We start from the raw sequence: 22,686 nt of genomic DNA, 5'->3' as shown, positions 1-22,686 counted from the left end.
CCGGTTCAGGCGCGCACGTCGACGACCGTGCGCCCACGCAGCCGGCCGGCGAGGATGTCGTCGGCCGCGGGGATCGCCTCGGCCAGCGAGACGAAACGGGTCATCGCGGCCAGGGACTCCTCGTCGAGGTCGGTGGCCAGCCGACGCCAGGCCGTCTCACGCAGCGCGACGGGAGCCTCCACCGAGTTGATGCCGACGAGGCTCACCGCTCGGAGGATGAACGGGAGCACCGTGGCGGGCAGATCGGAGCCCTGGGCGAGGCCGCAGGCGGCGACGGTGCCGCCGTATCGTGTCTGCGCCAGCACCGTCGCGAGCGTCTGGCTGCCGACCGAGTCGACCGCACCCGCCCAGCGCTGCGACTGCAGAGGCTTGCCGGGAGTGTCGAGTTCGGAACGGTCGATGATCGTCGTGGCGCCGAGGTCCGCGAGGTAGTCGCCCACCTCATCCACCCGACCGGTGGATGCTGTGACCGGGTAACCCAGTTTCGCGAGAAGCGCCACCGCGACCGACCCGACGCCGCCCGCCGCGCCGGTGACCAGGACGCTGCTGCCGCTGGCGGCGACCTCCCGCGGGTCGACGCCGTTGCGCTCGAGGGCCAGCACCGCGAGCATCGCGGTGAAGCCCGCGGTGCCGATCGCTGCCGCCTGCTCGGAGGTGATCGAATCGGGGATGCGCACCAGCGCGTCGCCGCCTACCCGCGCCTTCTCCGCGAAGCCGCCGTGGTGCGACTCGCCCAGGCCGGCGCCATTGAGAACGACACGGTCGCCCGGACGCCAGCGCGAGTCATCGGACTGCTGCACGGTGCCCACCAGGTCGATACCCGGGATCAGCGGCGACGTCCGAGCAACCCCGGGGCGGCCTGCGATCGCGAGGCCGTCCTTGAAGTTGAGGTCGGAGAACTCCACGTCGATCGTGACGTCGCCCGCCATCAGGATCGCATCCGTCACCTGCCGGACCTCCGCGATATGGGCGGTGATCCGTCCTCCGTCCACCTGCTGCTCGATCACGATGGCCCGGAAGTCGCTCATGGCGACACCCTACGCTGCGCGCTCGCCGGCCCCGCCGACCGCTCCCTCAGTTGAGCGTCTGCGTGCCCGGGGGAAGCGCACCACCCGCGTACAGCTCCAGCGCGGAGTTCCGCAGGGCCGTCAGCGCGACCCGCTGCGTCCACGGACCGTAGGACACGCGGGCGACGCCCAGCTCCTGCAAGCGGGCGGGCGAGGGCGATCCGGGCACGGCGATGACGCTGAGTCTGCGCTCGCCGAGTCCGGCGACGAGCCGTTCGACCGTCCGCTCGTCGAGCTTTCCCGGGACGAAGACGCAGGTAGCGCCCTCGTCGAGGAACGCGCGACCGCGGCGAACGGCCTCCGCGATCCTCTCGTCAACGGTCGGGAAGGCGTCGCGGAGGAAGACGTCGGTGCGCGCGTTCAGGGCGAACGGGACTCCCTCGGCTGACGCGGCCGCGACGGCGGCCCGCACCGCGGCGACGGCGTCGTCGAACGGTCGCAGCTGGTCTTCGAGGTTGGCGCCGACGGCCCCGACGCCGATGGCGCGACGGATGGTCTCGCCGGCGTCGCCGTAGCCGCCCTCCAGGTCGGCGCTCACCGGGAGCTCCGTCGCCTGCACGATACGGCCGACCATGTCCAGCATGAGGTCGAGAGGGATGTTCTCGCCGTCGTCGTATCCGAGCGTTGCGGCGATGGAGTGGCTGGCGGTGGCGAGGGCGCGGCTGTCGGGGAGGTCGCCGATGACGCGGGCGCTCACCGCATCCCACACGTTGACGACCTGCAGGAGCTCGGGTGCGTCGTGGAGTCGGCGGAGTTCTTCGCCGCGCGCCTGGATGCTGTTCATGGGTTCACCCTACGGCGGGCGGACCCTGCCGTTCTAGGATGGCGCCATGGCCCGCACGGGGGAGCCCCAGGAAGTGCCGAAGAGTCGGTCGGCGCCGCATCGACGCGCCTCCGCCAGCACCGTCGTGGACTACTTCTTCTTCGTGTTCGGCGGGGTTGCCGCGGTGTGGCTGGCCTGGCTCGTGCTCACGGAGAGCTTCGAGTGGGGCTGGTTCCTCATCCTCTTCTTCGTGCTGTTCTGGGTCGTGCTCGCGTACCTCGTGCTGCCGCGGCTGCATCGGATCCTCACCGAGATCTACGTGCCGGACTATTTCATCGGCCGTGCCCGCACCAGCGACGGCCTGCTCGGTGACCCGATCAACCTGGCGTTGCTCGGTTCGGAGGCTCAGCTCGACGACGCCATGCGGCAGGCCGGGTGGACGCGCGCCGACGACGTGACCCTCCGTTCGAGCGGACGCATCATCGGGTCGACCCTGCTGCGGCGGAGCTACGACGAGGCGCCGGTGAGCCCGCTGTTCCTGTTCGGTCGACAGCAGGATGCCGCGTACCAGCAGGAGGTGAAGGGCAACCCCGCGAAGCGGCACCACGTCCGGTTCTGGCGGTGCCCGGACGGCTGGCTGCTGCCAGGCGGACGCCGGGTCGAGTGGCTGGCGGCGGGCACGTTCGACCGTTCCGTCGGGTTCTCCCTGTTCACGCTCCAGATCACCCACAAGATCGACGCCAACACCGACATCGAACGTGACCACATCGTCTCGACCCTGCTGGATGCGGACATCGGCGTCGAGGTGAACGTGATCCGCGACTTCGCCAGTGGCTACCACGCGCGCAATGGCGGCGGCGACACCATCGAGACGGACGGCGACCTGCCCGTGGTGGATCTGACGGCGGTGGCGGTGGATGCGCAGGGCACGTCGGTCGCGGGGGACGCGGATGCGCGTCGCCGCGCTGCGGCCGAGCGGCGGCCGGTCCCGACGGCGCTCGGCGTGCTGCTGATGGTTCTCCGGGTCGCGGCGGGTGTGGGCTACGTCGTCCTCAACCTGCTCGACTGGCAGCGGTTCGTCGGATCGGAGCTCGGGTCGGCATCGGTGACGCCGGACGAGCGGGCGACGGTGAGCCTCGTGCTCGGTGTCGCGATGGGCGTGTTCGCCGCCGGCCTGGTGCTGTACTTCCTGCTCGCGCTGCTGGTGTTCTTCGGCAGTAACTGGGCTCGCATCGCGGCGATGTCGTACAGCGCGCTGATCATCGTCGTCTCGGCGATCGACTTCTTCAATGGCGGCCCGCAGCTCTCGTTGAAGAACAACCTGCTCGGGCTGGCGCTGGACATCCTGGTGCTTCTCGCCCTCTCGTCGAAGCGTTCGCGCGTGTGGGCACGCCGTCCGGCGGCTCAGCGTGGTCGTCGGGACGGTGCGCCCGCAGCCTCCGCTGTTCTCGCCTCAGCCGACGCGGCGGCCGACGCGGCAGCCGACACGGACGCCGACGCGGCAGCCGACGACACGACCGTCCGCTGACGTCGCGGCGTTCCTCGCGCATGATGCGGGCCGGGTTCACATGAGCGACTTCTTCCCATCGGCGCCGCCCGCCTTGAGCGCCGATTCTTCCGCATCCAGGAAGGCCAGCACCGACCGCACGGCCTGCTCCTGATATCGGCCTTCCGCCCGCGCTTCCAGCACCGCCTGCCGTTCCGCCACGATCATCGTGCGGCGAAGCTTCCGGTACTCAAGGGGGAGGTCGGCCGCACCATCGGTCGCCGGGTTCTCCAGGGCATCAGCGAGGAACAGGGCGTTGATCCGCAGCCGTTCGATCACGCGTTCGTCCTCGCTGCCGGTCACCTGCGACTCGAGGTGCTCCAGACCCGCCGATTGCGCTTCCGCGAGCAGTCGCTGCATCTCGCTCGCCTCCTGCGCGAAGTCGGGTGGGGGCAGCTTGAGTCTGCGGATCACCCACGGCAGCGCGAGGCCCTCCAGCAGTGTCGCGATCACCACGATGAAGGCGAGGAACTGGAGGAACTCGCGATGGGGAGTCGACAACGGCAGCAGGAAGACGGCCGCGAGCGTGACCACGCCTCTGATGCCGGCGAAGGAGACCGCGATGCCGGTCGGCCACGACCAGCCGCGTTCCCTGAGTCTTTGCGGGCCGTAGCGGTAGAGCGTGGTCGTGCCGATCATCCAAAGGAACCGCGCGAGGAAGATGGCGAGCAGAACCACGACGCTGATGGCGATCGTCTGGGGAACGGTGATGCCGGACGTGAACGCCGCGGTCAGAATGGACCGCAACTCGAGCCCGATGAAGAGGAAGACCGCGTTCTCCAGCAGGAAGCTGATGGTTCGCCAATTGATCGTCTCCGCGATGCGTGCTTCGGCGGTCTGAATGGTGGGCGAGCGGTAGCCGAGGTAGAGACCGGCGACGACGACGGAGAGAACCCCCGAGCCGTGGAAGAGCTGCGACGGGATGAACGCGAGGTACGGGGTGACCAGGGCGAGCGATGTGTCGAGCACGGGCGAGCGCAGCTGTTTGCGGATAATGGCGAGCAGGAGGCCGACGACGAGCCCGACGCCGATGCCGACCACGACCGCGAGGACGAAGTCGCCGCCCACCGCCCACGGGTTCACCACGCTGACGATGGCCGCGATGCTCGCGTTCAGGGCGACGAGCGCCGTCGCATCGTTGAGCAGGCTCTCGCCTTCGAGCACCGTCACCAGCCGTCGAGGCAGCCGCGCGCGGCCGGCGATGGCCTGCACCGCCACCGTGTCGGTGGGGGCGACGACAGCACCGAAGGCGAAGGCGGCGGCCAGGGTGATGGCCGGCACCACCAGGAACGTCGCGAAGCCGACGACGATGACGGTGAACGCCACCAGGCCGACCGAGAGAAGCAGGATGCCGTCGCGCCTGGCGCGCACATCCACGATCGACGTCTGGATGGCTGCGGCGAACAGCAGAGGAGGGAGCAGACCGAAGAGCACCACCTCCGGTTCCAGTGCCACCTGGGGGACGCCGGGGACGAAGGAGGCGGCCGCTCCCACGACGACCAGCACGACGGGTGCCGACCAGCCCACCCTCCGGGACAGGCCGGTGACCGTGACCGTGACGACGACGAACGACACGATCCAGACGATTGTGGTGACCGGATCCATGCTGTTCATGATGGCGGCAACGCAACGGGGCTGCCAAGATTTCCGCTGAACGGTGGAGAACCTGTTCGCTCTCCGCGATGTGGAGAACCTTCGCCGTCAGGCTGCGTGCGCCTCGCAGGACGCCGAATCGCACTGCCCGCAGACGACAAGCTGCTCCCGGCATGCGAGGTCGACGCAGTTGCGCATCCTGCTCGTCCGTGCGCCGCAGGTGGTGCAACGGCCGATAACGGCGGGGTGGTCGCTGAAGGTCATTGATCCGCGGTCGTCGAAGACGTACAACGATCCGTCCCACAGACCGTCGTCGCCGTACGCCTCCCCGTAACGGACGATTCCGCCGTCGAGCTGGTAGACCTCCTGGAAGCCCCGCGACCGCATGAGCGACGAGAGCACCTCGCAGCGGATGCCCCCGGTACAATAGGTGACGACCGGTCGATCCTTCAGATGGTCGTAGGCGCCGCTGTCGAGCGCCTCGACGAACTCGCGGGTGTTGGCGACGTCGGGCACGACCGCATCCCGGAACCGCCCGATGCTCGCTTCGAAGCGATTGCGTCCGTCGAAGAACACGAGGTCGTCCCGCTTCTCGGCGAGCGCGTGCAGACCTTCGGGGTCGAGCCGTGCGCCGCCGCCCACGACGCCGTTCTCGTCGACCTGCACTTCGTCGGGTGCGCCGAACGAGACGATCTCGTCGCGCACTTTGACCGACAGTCGCGGAAAGTCCAGGCTGAGATTGTCCGCATTAAGGCCGGTGCCTTCGCTCCACTTCGCGTCCACGTCACGGAAGGCGGGGTACTCCTTCGTCACGCGCAGGTAGCGCTTGAGGGCATCGAGCTCACCGCCGAGCGTTCCGTTGATTCCGTGCGGTGAGAGGAGGATGCGGCCGCGCAGCGCGAGCCGCTCGCACAGCTCCCGCTGCCAGAGGCGGATGGCTTCCGGATCGGGCAGCGGCGCGAATACATAGAAGAGGAGAACTTTCGGGACGGCCACCGCCTCATCGTAGGCGAGGCTTTCCGGACGGCGATGATCGTAGGATCGTGGAGCCTGTGAGCGACGGAAGGCTCGTTCGCCTGCCGTTCAGACTGGTGCGACAGGGTGAGAGAGGTCCGCCGGGCGGCCCTGACAGAAAGGCGGGTTGTGCGAACCCTCGTGATCATCCCGACCTACAACGAGCGGGAGAACGTCGGCTCGATCGTCGGGCGCGTTCGTGCATCAGTGCCCGACGCGGACGTGCTGATCGTCGACGACGGTTCGCCCGACGGGACCGGAGAGCTTGCGGACGCGCTCGCGGCGACCGACGCGAGCGTGCACGTTATGCACCGCACCGCCAAGGAGGGCCTGGGCGCCGCCTACCGGGCAGGGATGACCTGGGCCTTGGATTCGGGCTACACCGCGATCGTCGAAATGGATGCGGACGGCTCGCACCAGCCGGAGCAGCTGCCCCGGCTCCTCGGCGCGCTTCGGAACGACGGCCTGCACGGCGGGGCCGCGGGCGCCGAGGCCGCGGGCGCCGATGTCGTAGGCGCCGATGTCGCGGGCGCCGATGTCGAAGGCGCCGATGTCGTACTCGGCTCGCGCTGGGTCGAGGGAGGCGGGGTCGTGAACTGGCCGGCCTACCGACGTCTGATCTCGCGGGGCGGCAGCGCGTACTCGCGTATCGCGCTGGGGATTCCGATTCGGGATGTGACGGGCGGCTTCCGCGTTTTCACTGCGGATGCGCTGCGCACGCTCCATTTCGAGCGCACCGAGAGTCAGGGCTATTGCTTCCAGATCGATATGACGCGGCGCGCGTACGCCGCGGGGCTCGACCTGGTCGAGGTGCCGATCACTTTCGTGGAGCGTGAGCGGGGGGCCTCGAAGATGGGCGGCGGAATCGTCGTCGAGGCGATGGTCCGGGTCACGCTGTGGGGCCTCGCCGGAATCCCGCGGCGCTTCCGCAAGGGTTCGACCACACCGGCGGTCGAACCGGTGGCCCGGGCGTAGCCTGGCGCCATGGCACACGATCCTCTCGAGCGCTTCGGCGCCGTCCCTTTGTTCACTGTGACCAGCGACGATGTCGCCGACGGACGACCGCTCGCGCGCGAGCACTGGGGCGCCAGCGGTGGCGGCGGTGACATCTCACCCCAGTTGTCGTGGTCCGGGTTCCCGGCCGAGACGAAGAGTTTCGCCGTGACGATCCACGACCCGGATGCGCCGACGGGCTCGGGCTTCTGGCATTGGGCCGTGTTCAACATCCCGGTCTCCGTCACCGACCTCGCCTCGAACGCCGGCGCTGAGGGCGGTGCCAACCTTCCGCAGGGCGCGGTCATGCTCTCCAACGAGCTCCGGTCGAAGAGCTTCACCGGTGCCGGGCCACCTCCCGGAACGGGAACGCACCGCTACGACATCGTCGTGCACGCGCTGGACGTCGAGCACCTGGAGCTCGACCCGGAGTCGACACCGGCCGTTCTCGGCTTCAACGCCCACTTCCACTCGCTGGCTCGGGCGGTCCTCGCGCCGGTGGCCACGGCAGGCGATATCTGAGAACGGGCCGCCGGCGTCCAGTCAGTGCTTGACGCCGGTGAAGGCGAGCACACCGCCCAGGCCGATCATCAGGACACCGCCCGTCGCGCCCAGTCGCTCCACCCGCTTGGGCGAGCGACCGAACCACTGGCGCGCTGTGCCGGCGGCGAGCGCCCAGATGCTGTCGAAGATGAGAGCAAGTACGAGGAACACCGCACCCAGTTCGAACAACTGCAGGGGGAGCGCACCCGCGCGGTAGTCCACGAACTGCGGCAGGACGGCGACGAAGAAGACCAGGGACTTGGGGTTGGTCAGCCCGACCACGAATCCTTCGCTGAGGATCCGCCAGCGGGATCGCTGCGGGGGCGTCGCCTCGTGCGTCACGGCCGTGTGCCTTCTGTGCCGGATCGCCTGGATTCCCAGATAGACCAGATAGCCGGCTCCGACGAATTTGATGACCGTGAAGAGGACGAGTGACTGGGCGACGATGGCCCCGATGCCCAAGGCCACCGCGATGACGAGGGGCAGCATCCCCATCGCATTCCCCAAGACGCTGAGCAGGCCTCCGAGTCGACCGAGGGCGAGGGATCGCCCGATGACGAACAGCACGCTCGGACCCGGGATGACGATGAGCGCCAGCGACGCAAGAGCGAACGCCAGCAGCGAGGGACCGGGAACCATGTGCCGAGCGTAGGGGAGGTAGGTTCGTTACGTGAAGCTCCACAACGTTCGTGTGCACAGCAGCGAGGAGAACCTGGCTCGCCAGGATCAGCTCGCGTGGAAGATCGCCGAGGTCGCGACCGATCCCGTCGAGGTCGACGCGGACGTCACCGAGATGGTGATCAACCGCGTGATTGACAACGCGGCTGTGGCGGCCGCTTCGCTGACCAGGCGGCCGGTGGTTTCCGCGCGGGCGCAGGCTCTGGCGCATCCGATCCCGGCTCGTCAGCTCCAGGAGTTGACCGAGTCGACGGAGCATCCGCAGGACGGCTCGACCGTCTTCGGGGAGTGGCCGTCGACCCGGGTGTCGCCGGAGTGGGCCGCCTGGGCCAACGGGGTCGCTGTCCGCGAACTCGACTATCACGACACATTTCTCGCCGCCGAGTATTCGCACCCGGGCGACAACATCCCGCCCGTCACCGCCGTTGCTCAGCACGCGGCCCGGGCTTACGGGCTGAGCGGCCGGGACCTGGTTCGTGGGATTGCGACCGGTTACGAGATCCAGATCGACCTCGCACGGGCGATCAGTCTGCACCGCCACAAGATCGACCACGTCGCCCATTTGGGGCCGTCGGCGGCCGCGGGCATCGGCACGCTGCTCGGGCTTCCCGCCGAGACGATCTTCCAAGCGGTGGGTCAGGCGCTCCACACCACGACGGCAACGAGACAGTCCAGGAAGGGTGAGATCTCGAGCTGGAAGGCGCACGCCCCCGCCTTCGCCGGAAAGATGGCGGTCGAGGCGATCGACCGTGCCCTTCGCGGCGAGACCAGCCCGACCCCGATCTACGAGGGGGAGGACGGGGTCATCGCCTGGCTTCTGGGCGGCCCGGACGCTTCCTACGACGTGCCCCTTCCGGAGCGCGGAGAGGCGAAGCGCGCCATCCTCGACTCGTACACGAAGGAGCACTCGGCCGAGTACCAGGCGCAAGCCTGGATCGACCTGGCCCGCAAGCTCCACCGGGAGCATCCGGAGGTCGCCGATGCCTCGCGCGTCGAGAGCATCGTCATCCACACGTCGCACCACACGCACAACGTCATCGGGTCCGGCGCGAACGACCCGCAGAAGTACGACCCCACCGCTTCCCGCGAGACGCTGGATCACAGCATTCCGTATATCTTCACGGTCGCGCTGCAGGACGGCGGCTGGCACCACGTCGACTCCTACCTTCCGTCGCGTGCCGCCCGCCCGGACACCGTGGAGCTCTGGGGCAAGGTGAGTACCACCGAGGACCCCGAGTGGACCCGCAGATACCATTCGGCCGACCCGGCCGAGAAGGCGTTCGGTGGCCGCGTCGTGATCCGGTTGGCCGACGGCACCGTCGTGGAGGACGAGATCGCCGTCGCGGACGCGCACCCGCTCGGCGCGCGCCCGTTCGCCCGTGAGGACTACGTCGCCAAGTTCCGCACTCTCGCGGCCGGGGTGCTGGAGGGGGAGGAGATCGAGCGTTTCCTGACGCTGGCGCAGCGCCTGCCGGAGCTGAGTTCCGCTGAGCTGGGTGGACTCACCATCACGGCCCGCCCCGGCGCGCTCGCCGCTGTCCCCGCCCCGCGGGGGCTGTTCTGACCCTGAGAAGATAGGTAGGGCCATCTTCTGGTGGCCCTTGTGACGACGAGGACTCCCCGCATGCTGTATTCGACCGTTCCGGCGCACGAGAAGCGCGCCGCTTTCCGCGCCCGTCTCGCTTCCGGAGAGCTGGTCCGGATGCCGGGTGCATTCAATCCACTGAGCGCACGGCTCATCGAACGCAAAGGCTTCGAGGGGGTCTACATCTCGGGGGCGGTGCTGTCGGCGGAGCTGGGGCTCCCGGACATCGGCCTCACAACGCAGACGGAGGTAGCGGGGCGTTCCGCGCAGATCGCGCGCATGACCGATCTGCCCGCCCTCGTGGACGCGGACACCGGTTTCGGCGAGCCGATGAACGTCGCGAGGACCGTGCAGGCGCTTGAAGACGCGGGCGTGGCCGGCCTGCACATCGAGGACCAGGTGAACCCGAAGCGTTGCGGCCACCTCGACGGTAAGCAGGTGGTCGACCAGGACACCGCGCTCAAGCGGATTCGTGCGGCAGTGGATGCTCGGCGGGACTCCAACCTGTTGATCATGGCTCGGACGGACATTCGCGCGGTCGAGGGTCTGCAGTCGGCCGTGGATCGCGCCAAGGCGCTCGTCGACGCCGGCGCGGACGCGCTCTTCCCGGAGGCGGTGGCGGACCTGTCCGAGTTCGAGGCCGTGCGGGCGGCCGTCGACGTCCCGATCCTTGCCAACATGACCGAGTTCGGAAAGAGCGATCTGTTCACGGTCGACCAGCTTCGGGACGTCGGCGTCAACATCGTCATCTGGCCGGTGTCGCTTCTTCGGCTGGCCATGGGCGCCGCCGAGCGCGGCCTCGAGCAGCTTCTCGCGCAGGGGACTCTGGAGCCGATGCTGGACGAGATGCAACATCGCGCCGATCTGTACGACCTGATTGACTACGAGGGATACAACGCGTTCGACACCTCGGTGTACAACTTCGAGGTGCGTCGCTAGGGACCGCTTCCCGCGGCCCACTCGAACGGCGACCCCAGCAGCGAAGGAGCTCAGATGACCGACCAGGAGATCCACAAGGGCCTCGCCGGTGTCGTCGTCGACACGACGACGATCTCTTCGGTGAATCCGCAGACCAACTCGTTGCTGTACCGGGGCTACCCCGTGCAGGAACTCGCGCGTCACTGCTCGTACGAGGAGGTCGCTTTCCTCCTCTGGCACGGCGAGCTGCCCAGCCACGACGAACTGGTCGCCTTCGAGTCTCTCGAGCGTTCCCTTCGCCGCCTCGACGACCGCACCCGCAGGGCAATCGATGATGTACCCGTGTCTGCCCACCCGATGGACGCGCTCCGCACGGCCGTGAGTCAGCTCGGAGGGCTGGACGCCACCCTGCAGCAGCCCGACGGTGCTCTCGACCGCGATCTCAATGAGGGGCGCGCGATCTACCTGCTCGCGCAGTTGCCCACGATCGTCGCCTACATCCAGCGCCGTCGGCGCGGACTCGAGCCGATCGAACCGCGCGACGATCTGGACTACTCGCGCAATTTCCTGTGGCTGACCTTCGGAGAAGTGCCGGACGACGTCGTGGTCGACGCCTTCCGCGTGTCGCTGATCCTCTACGCGGAGCACTCGTTCAACGCGTCGACCTTCACCGCGCGGGTGATCGCCTCGACACTGTCGGATGTCTATTCTGCGGTGACCGGTGCCATCGGGGCACTGAAGGGCCCCCTGCACGGAGGAGCCAACGAGGCCGTCATGCACGCTTTCGATGAGATCGGCTCGGCCGACCGCGCGGCGGACTGGCTGGACTCCGCGCTCGCCGAGAAGCGCAAGATCATGGGTTTCGGTCACCGCGTCTACAAGAACGGGGATTCGCGGGTTCCCACCATGAAAGCTTCGCTGGTCACGCTCGCCGAGCACTACGACCGGCAGGATCTGCTCGACCTCTACGAGGCCCTCGAGAGCGCAATGGGTGAGCGGAAGAACATCAAGCCGAACCTCGACTACCCCTCCGGGCCGGCGTACAACCTGATGGGCTTCGACACCGAGACGTTCACGCCGCTGTTCGCGGCCGCCCGAGTGAGCGGCTGGACCGCGCACATCTTCGAGCAGTACGCCGCGAACTCCCTCATCCGACCGCTCTCGCAGTACACCGGTCCGGACGAGCGTCACCTGGAGCGCTAGAACACGAGCTCGCAGCGACTCCAGCCACGCTCGGGCGGAGCTCAGCGGTACAGCAGCAGAGCGTCTCCCTGACCGCCGCCACCGCACAGCGCCACCGCAGCACGCCCAGAGCCGCGCCGCGCGAGTTCGTGCGCCGCGTGCCCGGCCAATCGTGCGCCGGACGCACCGATCGGGTGGCCCAGTGCGATCGCGCCACCGTGGATGTTGACCTTCTCCGGGTCGAGACCCAGATCGGACATCGACTGCAATGCGACCGCCGCGAAGGCTTCGTTGATTTCGATCATGTCGAGCTCGGAGACGCTCCAGCCCGCTCGCCTCAGCGCGGCGTCGATCGCCCGCGATGGCTGAGAGTGCAGGGAGTTGTCCGGTCCGGCCACCTGACCGCTGGCGCCGACGAGCGCGAGCCACTCCAAACCGAGTCGCTCGGCGTTCTCGCGACTGGTGAGCACCAGGGCCGCAGCGCCATCGCTCAAGGGAGACGAATTGCCCGCGGTCAGCGTGCCGGATTCGGCGAAGCTCGGACGAAGTCGCGCGAGCGTCTCGGCAGTGGAGTCGGGTCGCACTCCCTCGTCGGTGTCCACGATCACCGGGTCGCCCTTGCGCTGCGCGATGCTGACCGGCGCGATCTCGTCCTCGAACACTCCGTTGGTCGCCGCAGCTCCGGCCCGCTGGTGGGACCGCGCCGCGTACTCGTCCTGTGCTTCCCGCCGCAGCCCGAGTTTCTCCGTGTACTTCTCCGTCGATGCCCCCATTGACTCCCCGTCGAAGGCATCCGTCAGCCCGTCGTACGCAGCGGAGTCCAGTGCTTGGAGCGATCCGTAGTTCCAGCCCATCCGCGATCCGGGAAGGATGTGGGGCGCGTTGGTCATCGATTCCTGGCCGCCTGCGACGACTACCGTCGCCTCGCCGGTGCGGATGAGGCGTGCCGCATCGATCACGGCCGCCAGCCCCGACAGGCACACCTTGTTGATCGTGGTGGCAGGCACCTCCCAACCGATGCCGGCCCCGATCGCCGTCTGGCGTGCGGGGTTCTGACCGGCGCCGGCCTGGAGCACCTGCCCGAAGAGCACCGCGTCGACGGTATCCGCACCGATTCCCGACCGCTCCAGCGCCCTCTGCACCGCTATCGTCCCGAGCTGGACGGCGCTGAGGGACGCGAGCGCACCCTTGATCTTCCCCAGCGGTGTACGTGCGGCGGACAGGATGACGACGTCGTCGGAACTCATGGGCTACTCCTTCGTGCCTGGTCCCTCCATTCTCACACCTGCCGCACCGGTAGGCTTGGGGCTCGTGACAGCACGCGTTCTGATCAAAGACCTCGCCGCTCTTCCCGACGGCCCCGTGAGCGTCGCCGGATGGGTTGAGACCGTTCGCGACCAGAAGAAGGTGCAGTTCGTCGTGCTGCGTGACGAATCGGGTGCCGTGCAGCTGGTGAACCCGCGCACGGTCGGCGACGACGGCGCGGTCGTGGCCGATGAGCCCGCGCTCACCATTTCGGGTCTCTCCCAGGGCACGTTCGTCCGGGCGACCGGCGAGCTGAAGCACGACGAGCGCGTCAAGCTCGGCGGCATCGAGATCCGGCTCTCGACTCTCGAGGTCGAGACGGCCGCCATTCCCGAGACCCCGATCGCTGCGGACAGCGGCATCGACAAGCGCATGGACTGGCGGTTCCTCGACCTGCGCGAGCCTCGGCACAACCTGATCTTCCGTGTGCAGACGACCTTCGAGCACGCACTTCGTCAGTACTGGGTCGACAACGGCTTCGTCGAGATCCACACGCCGAAGCTCATGTCCTCTGCCTCCGAGTCGCGCGCCGAGCTGTTCGAACTCCCGTACTTCGAGACGACCGCGTACCTCGCTCAGAGCCCGCAGATCTTCAAGCAGATGGCACAGGCGGCCGGGTTCGGCCGCGTGTTCGAGATCGGCCCGGCGTTCCGTGCCGATCCGAGTTTCACCAGCCGCCACGCCACCGAGTTCACCAGTGTCGACACCGAGCTCAGCTGGATCGACAGCCACGAGGACGTCATGAAGGTGCACGAGGAGCTCCTCGTCACCGGCTTCACCGCGGTCAAGGAGAAGCACGGTGAGGAGATCGAGCGGCTCTTCGGTGTCGAGGTCACCGTGCCGTCGACTCCGTTCCCCCGCATCCCGCTCGCCGAGGCCAAGCGCATCGTCGCCGAGCGCGGTTACGAGATTCCGCGCGAGGACGACGACATGGACCCTGAAGGCGAGCGCCAGATCTCGGCGTACGTGAAGGAGACCTACGGTCATGAGTTCGTCTTCCTGACCGACTATGCCGCGAGCATCCGGCCGTATTATCACATGCGTCACCCCGAGGACCCGTCGATCACGCGGAGCTACGACCTGATCTTCAACGGGGTCGAGATCTCGACCGGAGCCCAGCGTGAGCACCGCGTCGACATCCTCGAGCAGCAGGCCGCAGAGAAGGGCCTCTCCGTCGAGGAGCTCGAAGACGTCCTGGCGTTCTTCCGGTACGGCATCCCACCGCACGGTGGCTTCGGCATGGGCCTGGCCCGCGTCCTGATGCTCATGCTGCACCTTGCGAACCTGCGCGAGACGACCTACCTCTTCCGCGGCCCGACCCGCCTGACGCCGTAGCGCCGGAACCAGCTGCCGGCAGAGCCGTCCAGCTGTCGCCCGCCACCAGGATGTGGCCGAGGAACCGCAGCCCAAGGGTTGCGGCCGACTGGTCGAGCCGCCGCGTGAGCATGAGGTCGGCCACGGACGCGTCGAGGACGCCGGACGGATGGTTGTGTGCAACGGCGAAGGAGCGTCCCCCACGAGTGAGGACAGCCTGCAGCACATCCGCCGGCTGCATGGCGGTTTCGTCGACGCCCCCGTCGCGCATGAGCACCAGTTCGATCGGCCGCGCGGCGCGGTCGGCGACGACCACGACGAAGCGCTCACTGTCGCGGTGCAGCAGCTCGGGGCGCACGACGTCGGCGATCGCCTTGTGGTCGACGAGCCGTGTCCACGCCGACGACGCTCCGGCCCTCCGCCAGATCTCGATGATGGCGACGAGTCGCCCGGCTGTCGCCGGCCCGACCCCCGGCAAGCGTTCGAGCCGGGCGAAGTCCATGGTGGCAAGCCCGGGGAACCCGCCGGTTCGCCGCAGTACCGATCGTGCCAGCGCGAGAACGCTGCGCCCGGTCTGGCCGGAGCCCAGCACCAGGGCGAGCACTTCGTCATCGGTGAGCGATCCGATGCCCAGGCGGCGCATCCGTTCGCGCGGTCTGTCATGGTTCGGGATGTTCGCAAGAGCCTCACCCTCTTCTTCCTCGTCGGCCATGGCTCGACGCTATGAAGTACTCGGCGTCAGGGGTCTGGCGGGGAGAAATCTGGGGATAAGGCGTCCTCCACAGTCGACTGTGGACGGAGGCTTATCCCCAGCCCGTCGCGCTCAGTGAATTCAAGGGGAACCCCTCCGTAGACTGGAGCGGTGGTAGCAAGCCAAGTGCACCTCGTCCGCCATGGCGAAGTGTTCAATCCCGACGGCATCCTGTATGGCAGGCTGCCGGGCTTCGGCCTCTCCAAACTCGGCCACAAGATGGCGCAGGCAGCGGCCGACGACCTGGTCGCCCGAGCCCGCCCGGTGAACGCGCTGCGGGTCTCCCCGCTGCAGCGCACCCGGGAGTCGGCAGCGCCCATCGCTGCAGCATTCGGTCTCGAGCCCGTGATAGACGAGCGCATCATCGAGCCGACGAATCGCTTCGAGGGCACGAAGATGAAGCTCGCCGTCCGCAAACCGACCTATTGGCCCTTCCTCGTCAACCCACTGCGCCCCAGTTGGGGCGAGGCCTACACGAGCATCGAGCGAAGGATGCTGGCCGCGATCGACGAGGCTTTCGAGTCCGTCGACTCCGGTGACGTCATCCTGGTCAGCCACCAGCTGCCCATCTGGGTGACACACCTGTCAGTGGCGGGGGAGCGTTACCCGCACGACCCGCGCAAGCGGCGCTGCGCCCTGTCCAGCATCACGACGTTCGAACGCGCCCCGGCTGCCGACACCGCAGACCAGCCGCAAGAGGAGTCGCAGCCGGCCCACCCCGGCCGCACGGCTCAGTCGCAGCGCCTCGTGGAGGTCTCGTACCTCGAGCCGGCTGCGAGCCTCCTCGTCGCAGCCACCGATGTGGGGGCCGTGTGACCGCCGCACCCCGTCGTCGCTCCCGCATCCTCCTTCCCGTCCTCGCCGCCGTCGCTGCGACAGCCCTTGCTCTCAGCGGTTGCACCGCGAACGACTCGCTGGCCACCCAGTACCGCTCCGGCAACGGCCAGAACTACATAGCCGGAGACGGAACCGTCAGCGAATACGCGGCGGGCAACCGCGGCGAGCCGGTGTCCTTCACCGGGACCCTGCAGAACGGCGAAACCGTGTCGTCGAAGGACTACGCAGGCAAAGTCCTTGTCGTGAACTTCTGGTACGCAGGCTGCCCCCCGTGCCGAGTCGAAGCGCCGGCACTGGAAACGTTGAGCCAGAAGTACGCAACGCAGGGCGTCGGCTTCCTGGGCGTCAACCTCTACGACTCCGCGCAGACGGCCGAGAGTTTCGAGAAGGAGAAGGGCGTCACCTACCCGTCGGCGCTCGATCGCGACACGGGCTCCATCCTGCTGGCGTTCAGCAAGACGGTTCCCCCGAAGGCGACCCCGACGACCCTCGTGGTCGACAAGGAGGGTCGCGTCGCGGCGCGCATCCTCGGCGCCATCCCGGACAAGAGCATCCTCGACACCCTCATTTCTGACGCCGTGGCCGAGCACTGACGTGGGCGACGTCGGTCAGATCGTCTTCAGCGGTCAGCTTCTGCTGGCCCTGCCGATCGCACTCGTTGCGGGCCTGGTGTCCTTCGCCTCTCCGTGCGTACTCCCCTTGGTTCCCGGCTACCTCGCGTATGTCGGGGGGATCAGCGATCCGGGTGCCAAGCGGGACCGCTCGCGTGTCCTCACCGGCGTCGCGCTGTTCATCCTCGGCTTCGCGATCGTCTTCATCGCGTACGGCGCCGCCTTCGGCGCTCTCGGATACTGGCTGGTGCGCTGGCAGGATGTGGTGGTCCGGGTCCTCGGCGCTCTCGTGATCGTGATGGGCCTGGTCTTCATCGGCCAGTTCTCCTTCCTGCAGCGCACGATCAAGCCGTCCTGGCGTCCAGCGACCGGGCTGATCGGAGCCCCCCTGCTGGGCATCGTCTTCGGGTTGGGCTGGACGCCCTGCATCGGACCGACCCTCGCCGCGATCAGCGCTCTGAGCGTGGGGAGCGGTTCGCCCTGGCGGGGCGCGCTCCTCGGGCTCTTCTACTGCATCGGCTTGGGGATACCCTTCCTCCTCGTTGCGCTCGGCTTCGACTGGGTGGCCGGTTCCGTCAGCTTCGTCAAGCGCCACATCCGGGCGATCAACGTGATCGGCGGCGTGCTCCTGGTGCTGATCGGTCTCCTGATGGTGACCGGTCTGTGGAGCGACCTCATGTCCCAGTTCTTGGCGGTGATCCAAGGTTTTGAGCCGGCCCTCTGATCACATCGACGCGGCGCCTCCCCTGGAGGACCCGGACGTCGCCCAACCGAAGCTCGGCCCCAGTGGGTGGCTGCGCTGGTTCTGGCGTCAACTCACGAGCATGCGCACCGCGCTGTTCCTCCTGCTCCTTCTCGCCATCGCCGCGGTGCCAGGGTCTCTGGTTCCGCAGCGGAGTTCGGACCCCAACGGCGTCACCAAGTACTTCACCGACAACCCCTCGTTGGCACCGGTGCTCGACAAGCTGCAGTTCTTCGACGTCTACACCTCGGTGTGGTTCTCGGCGATCTACCTGCTGCTGTTCGCCTCGCTGATCGGTTGCATCATCCCGCGCACGCGGCACCACTTCGCGGCGATGCGGGCGAAGCCGCCGAGGACGCCGGTCCGGCTGGCGCGGATGGCCGGTTTCCAGTCGCGCATCCTGCCCGCCGGCCTGCGAGGTGGCGGCACCGATCCGATCCTGGCCGCCCGTGACATCCTCAAGGCCAACCATTACCGGGTCGCCCTCTATCAGGATGCGCGCTCCACCTCGGTCTCGGCGGAGCGCGGCTACCTTCGCGAGTCGGGCAACCTGGTCTTCCACATCGCCCTCGTCGGGGTGCTGCTCGCGATCGGCGTCGGCGGCGGCTTCGGCTACACCGGCCAGAAGATCGTGGTCGAGGGCCAGAGCTTCGTGAACAGTCTGCCGTCGTACAACTCGTTCAACCCCGGGCGATTCTTCAGCGACGGGTCGCTCTCGCCTTTCTCGATCGCCGTGAACAAGCTCGACGTGCGTTACGAGACGAAGAACAAGGATGCGATCGGCACCCCGCTGGACTACACCGCCCACGTGACCACCACCGGTCCGGGCGACTCCAGCGGACAGACGACGATCAAGGTGAACGATCCGTTGGCGATCGGCGGAACCAACGTGTACCTGCTGGGGAACGGTTACGCCCCGACGATCACCGTGAAAGACACGAAGGGGCAGGTCGTGTTCAACGATTCGGTCCCGTTCATTCCGCAAGCGGACCCGAACCTGACGTCGTTGGGCTTCGTGAAGATCCCGGACGGGTTGAAGGAGCAGGTCGGGATGATCGGCTTCTTCTATCCGACAGTGACGGACAGCCAGACCGCGAAGGGGGCGCTTGCCTCGAAGTTCCCCGGCCTGGACGATCCGGTACTCAGTCTGAACGTGTACGCCGGTGATCTCGGCGTTGATGACGGTGTTCCGCAGTCCGTCTACAGCCTGAACACCGACACCCTGGAGCAACTCGCCGGACCACCGACGAAGACCAAGGCACTCGAGCTCAAGCCGGGCCAGACGGTCGAGCTTCCGAATGGGCTGGGGACAATCACCCTGGACGGTGTCAAACGGTTCGCGACGCTCGAGGTGCACAATGACCCGGCGCAGATCTGGGTGCTGCTGTTCGCGATCCTGATCCTCCTGGGGCTGCTGACCTCCCTGTTCGTTCCCCGGCGCAGGCTCTGGGTGAAGACGATCGAGAATCCGGACGGATCGCTCACACTCGAATACGCGGGTCTCGCTCGAGGCGACGACCCCAACCTCCTGGCCGCGGTGATGGCCGTGGCCGACCAGCATTCCCGGGTCCTTTCCGGGCGTCCGACGACTTAGGCTTGCATTGTGACCGAAACCCTGGCTCAGCTATCGACCGTGTTCCTGTACGCGGCGATGGGACTCTACGCGGCGGCGTTCATCGCCTTCGCGCTCGACCTCGCCCGTCGCGGCGCACGAGCGACCGCGGTGGAGGCCGCGGTGGTGCCCAGCGCGGTGGCGCGTCGCGCTGAAGTGGCGGCGCCTGTTGGAGCGCCGGCAGCGACGGTGATCGGAAGCGCACCGGTCGAGGCGTCGCCTCCCCCGTCCTCGGCGATCGGGCGGCTGTCCTCACGCATCAGCACGCGTGTGGAAGACGACGTGATGAATGGGTCCGGCGGCGGAGCGTCCCTGAAGTGGGCCTTCGCGCTGACGATCATCGGCTTCGCATTCCATCTGGTGGCGGTCGTGCTCAGAGGCATCGCGGCGGCACGGGTGCCGTGGGCCAATATGTGGGAGTTCTCGATGACGGGCACCCTCGTCATCATCGGCGTGTTCTTGGCCGCCAACCTGAGGTGGCCGATCAAGTACGTCGGCACGTTCGTTCTGGGGCTGGTCCTGGTGCTCCAGGGCATCGCTCTTCTGAGGTACTACGTGCCGGTGGTCCCCTTGCAGCCGGCTTTGCAGTCGTACTGGTTGGTCATCCACATCATCGTGGCCGTGCTGGGCACGGCGTTCTTCGCACTCGGGTTCGCTCTCTCGGGGTTGCAGCTGCTGCAGTACCGGCGCGAGCGGCAGGTCGCGGAATCGCGTCCGCAGCAGTTCCGCTTCTTGGCCACCCTGCCCAGCTCGGTCGCTCTGGAGAACCTTGCCTACCGGATCAACATCGTCGGCTTCATCGCCTGGACCTTCACGTTGATCGCCGGCGCCATTTGGGCCGAAAAGGCCTGGGGCCGGTATTGGGGATGGGACACCAAGGAAGTCTGGACGTTCATCATCTGGGTGATCTACGCGGGATACATCCACGCACGGGCGACGCGCGGTTGGCGCGGATCGCGCTCTGCGTGGCTGGCGATCATCGGATTCGCGGCCGTGCTCTTCAACTTCGGCATCGTGAACGTGTTCTTCCACGGCTTGCACGCCTACTCGGGACTCTGATCCCGCGAACGACTCGAGACCGAACCCCCTGGGATGCCGCGCAGCATTCCAGGGGGTTTCGTCGTTTTCCCGGGGCAGTGAGAGCTCTAGCGGTGGAGAGATCCGCGTAGTTCCGCGGAAGTCAAGCACGACACGCCCGGGCTGCTGGCCGAATTTGCACCCGCCGGAGGGCCTGCGTAAAGTACTTACTTGTCACCCCAAAGGTGCGGGAGAGCGGAAGAGCTCCCCGGCCTCAAGCGGGACCAAATCCAAGGCCTAGCGGCAAATCCGAACTTGAATTAGTTCGCTTGCTGCGCTTAGGATTAACACCCACTCACTGAGCAGGTCTAACCGGTTCGGATCGTGTGATTCGGTTGTGCCCAACAAGGGTCAACGAGGAACGCGAAACGCCAACTTGACAAACTGACTGAGAGTGGTAAGGTAGACAAGTTGCCTCACGGAGAAAGCCTAGCGGCTGAAAAGTGAGAGCGTCCGATCCTTGAGAACTCAACAGCGTGCACAATGTCAAATGCCAAATAACCTCTGCATTGGCTTCCTAGACCTAGTCTAGTGGCCGATGCGAGATTCCTTTGGATTAGAACAGAATGTCAGTAGATATTCGAAACTAGTCAAGACAAACTCGCAGTCGTAGACATATTTCCTGTCTGCTTCTGCACCATGTTTCCCGGTCGCTTGCGACTGTGGAGCTAAACATTTACGGAGAGTTTGATCCTGGCTCAGGACGAACGCTGGCGGCGTGCTTAACACATGCAAGTCGAACGATGAACCTGGAGCTTGCTCCGGGGGATTAGTGGCGAACGGGTGAGTAACACGTGAGTAACCTGCCCTTGACTCTGGGATAACCTCCGGAAACGGAAGCTAATACCGGATATGACGTACGGAGGCATCTCCTGTACGTGGAAAGAACTTCGGTCAAGGATGGACTCGCGGCCTATCAGGTAGTTGGTGAGGTAACGGCTCACCAAGCCTACGACGGGTAGCCGGCCTGAGAGGGTGACCGGCCACACTGGGACTGAGACACGGCCCAGACTCCTACGGGAGGCAGCAGTGGGGAATATTGCACAATGGGCGCAAGCCTGATGCAGCAACGCCGCGTGGGGGACGACGGCCTTCGGGTTGTAAACCTCTTTTAGTAGGGAAGAAGCGAAAGTGACGGTACCTGCAGAAAAAGCACCGGCTAACTACGTGCCAGCAGCCGCGGTAATACGTAGGGTGCGAGCGTTGTCCGGAATTATTGGGCGTAAAGAGCTCGTAGGCGGTCTGTCGCGTCTGCTGTGAAAACCCGAGGCTCAACCTCGGGCCTGCAGTGGGTACGGGCAGACTAGAGTGCGGTAGGGGAGAATGGAATTCCTGGTGTAGCGGTGGAATGCGCAGATATCAGGAGGAACACCGATGGCGAAGGCAGTTCTCTGGGCCGTAACTGACGCTGAGGAGCGAAAGCGTGGGGAGCGAACAGGATTAGATACCCTGGTAGTCCACGCCGTAAACGTTGGGCGCTAGATGTGGGGACCATTCCACGGTTTCCGTGTCGCAGCTAACGCATTAAGCGCCCCGCCTGGGGAGTACGGCCGCAAGGCTAAAACTCAAAGGAATTGACGGGGGCCCGCACAAGCGGCGGAGCATGCGGATTAATTCGATGCAACGCGAAGAACCTTACCAAGGCTTGACATATACGAGAACGGGCCAGAAATGGTCAACTCTTTGGACACTCGTAAACAGGTGGTGCATGGTTGTCGTCAGCTCGTGTCGTGAGATGTTGGGTTAAGTCCCGCAACGAGCGCAACCCTCGTTCTATGTTGCCAGCGCGTAATGGCGGGAACTCATAGGAGACTGCCGGGGTCAACTCGGAGGAAGGTGGGGATGACGTCAAATCATCATGCCCCTTATGTCTTGGGCTTCACGCATGCTACAATGGCCGGTACAAAGGGCTGCAATACCGTAAGGTGGAGCGAATCCCAAAAAGCCGGTCTCAGTTCGGATTGAGGTCTGCAACTCGACCTCATGAAGTCGGAGTCGCTAGTAATCGTGGATCAGCAACGCCACGGTGAATACGTTCCCGGGCCTTGTACACACCGCCCGTCAAGTCATGAAAGTCGGTAACACCCGAAGCCAGTGGCCCAACCGCAAGGAGGGAGCTGTCGAAGGTGGGATCGGTGATTAGGACTAAGTCGTAACAAGGTAGCCGTACCGGAAGGTGCGGCTGGATCACCTCCTTTCTAAGGAGCAACTGGCACTCTGTCGGTCTGACCGGCAAGAGTGTCCAGGCGCCGGATCTGGGCGAACGTCCCAGCCGGTAGCTCATGGGTGGAACATTGACATTGGTGCGGAGCCGAACGGCTCGAACTCAGTACATCTCTTGCAGATAGGAAAGGTTCGGAACGGGAAGCTTCGCACATGCACGCTGTTGGGTCCTGAGGGACCGGACCTCATCCGATCGGATGAGAACCGAATCCTCTGGACCTTTTCTCGTTGGCATAACTGGCCGGCAGAAAAGGTACCGCCCGTACTTTGAGAACTACACAGTGGACGCGAGCATCTTAGATTCGAACCTTCGGGTTCGAATCACAAAGATG

At 66.4% G+C, this 22,686-nt stretch carries 19 protein-coding genes and 1 rRNA gene; 13 read left to right on the top strand and 7 right to left on the bottom strand.

From position 1 onward, the window contains the following. Positions 1-5: 5 nt before the first annotated feature. Positions 6-1,028 carry an MDR family oxidoreductase gene (locus tag AB4079_RS03430; protein ID WP_441785870.1) on the bottom strand — a complete coding sequence of 341 codons (1,023 nt, stop codon included), beginning with the start codon at positions 1,026-1,028 and terminating at the stop codon, positions 6-8. 46 nt (positions 1,029-1,074) lie between these two features. Beyond that, positions 1,075-1,851: an isocitrate lyase/PEP mutase family protein gene (locus AB4079_RS03425; RefSeq protein ID WP_441785869.1), complete on the bottom strand. Its 777-nt coding sequence runs from the start codon at positions 1,849-1,851 to the stop codon at positions 1,075-1,077. Between the two features lie 46 nt (positions 1,852-1,897). Here AB4079_RS03425 and AB4079_RS03420 point away from each other — a divergent pair, with 46 nt between their 5' ends. Continuing rightward, entirely contained in the window at positions 1,898-3,358 is a 1,461-nt protein-coding gene (locus AB4079_RS03420) for an LssY C-terminal domain-containing protein (RefSeq protein WP_441785868.1), read from the top strand. A 36-nt stretch (positions 3,359-3,394) separates the two neighbouring features. Here AB4079_RS03420 and AB4079_RS03415 read toward each other — a convergent pair whose 3' ends face one another. Next, the gene (locus tag AB4079_RS03415; RefSeq protein ID WP_441785867.1) at positions 3,395-4,981 is read right to left on the bottom strand and encodes a Na+/H+ antiporter; all 1,587 of its coding nucleotides are present in this window, start codon (positions 4,979-4,981) and stop codon (positions 3,395-3,397) included. Between the two features lie 96 nt (positions 4,982-5,077). Next, positions 5,078-5,965, bottom strand: a complete 888-nt coding sequence (gene trhO, locus AB4079_RS03410; RefSeq protein ID WP_441785866.1) for an oxygen-dependent tRNA uridine(34) hydroxylase TrhO — start codon at positions 5,963-5,965, stop codon at positions 5,078-5,080. A gap of 147 nt (positions 5,966-6,112) precedes the next feature. On the opposite strand from trhO, the gene AB4079_RS03405 reads away from it, so the two are divergent. Together AB4079_RS03405 and AB4079_RS03400 are read left to right on the top strand one after the other, a co-directional pair. Further along, positions 6,113-6,958, top strand: a complete 846-nt coding sequence (locus AB4079_RS03405; RefSeq protein ID WP_441785865.1) for a polyprenol monophosphomannose synthase — start codon at positions 6,113-6,115, stop codon at positions 6,956-6,958. A gap of 9 nt (positions 6,959-6,967) precedes the next feature. Beyond that, positions 6,968-7,498: a YbhB/YbcL family Raf kinase inhibitor-like protein gene (locus tag AB4079_RS03400; protein ID WP_441785864.1), complete on the top strand. Its 531-nt coding sequence runs from the start codon at positions 6,968-6,970 to the stop codon at positions 7,496-7,498. A gap of 21 nt (positions 7,499-7,519) precedes the next feature. On the opposite strand, the gene AB4079_RS03395 is transcribed toward AB4079_RS03400, so the two are convergent. Beyond that, a complete protein-coding gene (locus tag AB4079_RS03395) occupies positions 7,520-8,158 on the bottom strand; it encodes a LysE family translocator (protein WP_441785863.1) in 639 nt (212 codons plus the stop codon). A 31-nt stretch (positions 8,159-8,189) separates the two neighbouring features. Here AB4079_RS03395 and AB4079_RS03390 point away from each other — a divergent pair, with 31 nt between their 5' ends. The 3 genes from AB4079_RS03390 to AB4079_RS03380 are packed head-to-tail and all read left to right on the top strand — an operon-like array spanning position 8,190 to position 11,903. Then, positions 8,190-9,761 (top strand): MmgE/PrpD family protein, encoded by a 1,572-nt coding sequence (locus tag AB4079_RS03390; RefSeq protein WP_441785862.1) that lies wholly within the window; start codon positions 8,190-8,192, stop codon positions 9,759-9,761. Between the two features lie 60 nt (positions 9,762-9,821). Then, complete coding sequence (gene prpB / locus AB4079_RS03385; RefSeq protein WP_441785861.1) at positions 9,822-10,721, top strand: methylisocitrate lyase; 900 nt, start codon at positions 9,822-9,824, stop codon at positions 10,719-10,721. A 54-nt stretch (positions 10,722-10,775) separates the two neighbouring features. After that, complete coding sequence (locus AB4079_RS03380; RefSeq protein ID WP_441785860.1) at positions 10,776-11,903, top strand: bifunctional 2-methylcitrate synthase/citrate synthase; 1,128 nt, start codon at positions 10,776-10,778, stop codon at positions 11,901-11,903. Between the two features lie 41 nt (positions 11,904-11,944). On the opposite strand, the gene AB4079_RS03375 is transcribed toward AB4079_RS03380, so the two are convergent. Further along, on the bottom strand, positions 11,945-13,129 hold the full coding sequence (locus tag AB4079_RS03375; RefSeq protein WP_441785859.1) for an acetyl-CoA C-acetyltransferase: 1,185 nt from the start codon (positions 13,127-13,129) through the stop codon (positions 11,945-11,947). A gap of 64 nt (positions 13,130-13,193) precedes the next feature. Here AB4079_RS03375 and aspS point away from each other — a divergent pair, with 64 nt between their 5' ends. Next, entirely contained in the window at positions 13,194-14,522 is a 1,329-nt protein-coding gene (gene aspS, locus AB4079_RS03370) for an aspartate--tRNA(Asn) ligase (RefSeq protein ID WP_441785858.1), read from the top strand. On the opposite strand, the gene AB4079_RS03365 is transcribed toward aspS, so the two are convergent. Then, complete coding sequence (locus AB4079_RS03365) at positions 14,452-15,213, bottom strand: JAB domain-containing protein (protein ID WP_441785857.1); 762 nt, start codon at positions 15,211-15,213, stop codon at positions 14,452-14,454. The genes aspS and AB4079_RS03365 overlap by 71 nt on opposite strands. Positions 15,214-15,363: 150 nt before the next feature. On the opposite strand from AB4079_RS03365, the gene AB4079_RS03360 reads away from it, so the two are divergent. From AB4079_RS03360 to AB4079_RS03335, 6 genes are all read left to right on the top strand, one after another. Continuing rightward, positions 15,364-16,068, top strand: coding sequence for a histidine phosphatase family protein (locus tag AB4079_RS03360; RefSeq protein ID WP_441785856.1), 705 nt, complete (start codon positions 15,364-15,366; stop codon positions 16,066-16,068). Then, positions 16,065-16,682, top strand: a complete 618-nt coding sequence (locus tag AB4079_RS03355; protein WP_441785855.1) for a TlpA family protein disulfide reductase — start codon at positions 16,065-16,067, stop codon at positions 16,680-16,682. The genes AB4079_RS03360 and AB4079_RS03355 overlap by 4 nt, the downstream gene beginning before the upstream one ends. A 1-nt stretch (position 16,683) precedes the next feature. Beyond that, positions 16,684-17,424: a cytochrome c biogenesis CcdA family protein gene (locus tag AB4079_RS03350; protein WP_441785854.1), complete on the top strand. Its 741-nt coding sequence runs from the start codon at positions 16,684-16,686 to the stop codon at positions 17,422-17,424. Positions 17,425-17,524: 100 nt separating this feature from the next. After that, positions 17,525-19,036: a cytochrome c biogenesis protein ResB gene (gene resB / locus AB4079_RS03345; protein ID WP_441785853.1), complete on the top strand. Its 1,512-nt coding sequence runs from the start codon at positions 17,525-17,527 to the stop codon at positions 19,034-19,036. Positions 19,037-19,045: 9 nt separating this feature from the next. Beyond that, positions 19,046-20,113, top strand: coding sequence for a c-type cytochrome biogenesis protein CcsB (gene ccsB / locus AB4079_RS03340; RefSeq protein WP_441785852.1), 1,068 nt, complete (start codon positions 19,046-19,048; stop codon positions 20,111-20,113). A gap of 693 nt (positions 20,114-20,806) precedes the next feature. Continuing rightward, positions 20,807-22,329 (top strand): 16S ribosomal RNA (locus tag AB4079_RS03335). The last annotated feature ends 357 nt before the right edge of the window (positions 22,330-22,686 follow it).

The organism is Leifsonia sp. 2MCAF36 (assembly GCF_052115525.1).
Classification (GTDB): domain Bacteria; phylum Actinomycetota; class Actinomycetes; order Actinomycetales; family Microbacteriaceae; genus Leifsonia.
This window is presented reverse-complemented; position numbering and strand designations above follow the sequence as displayed.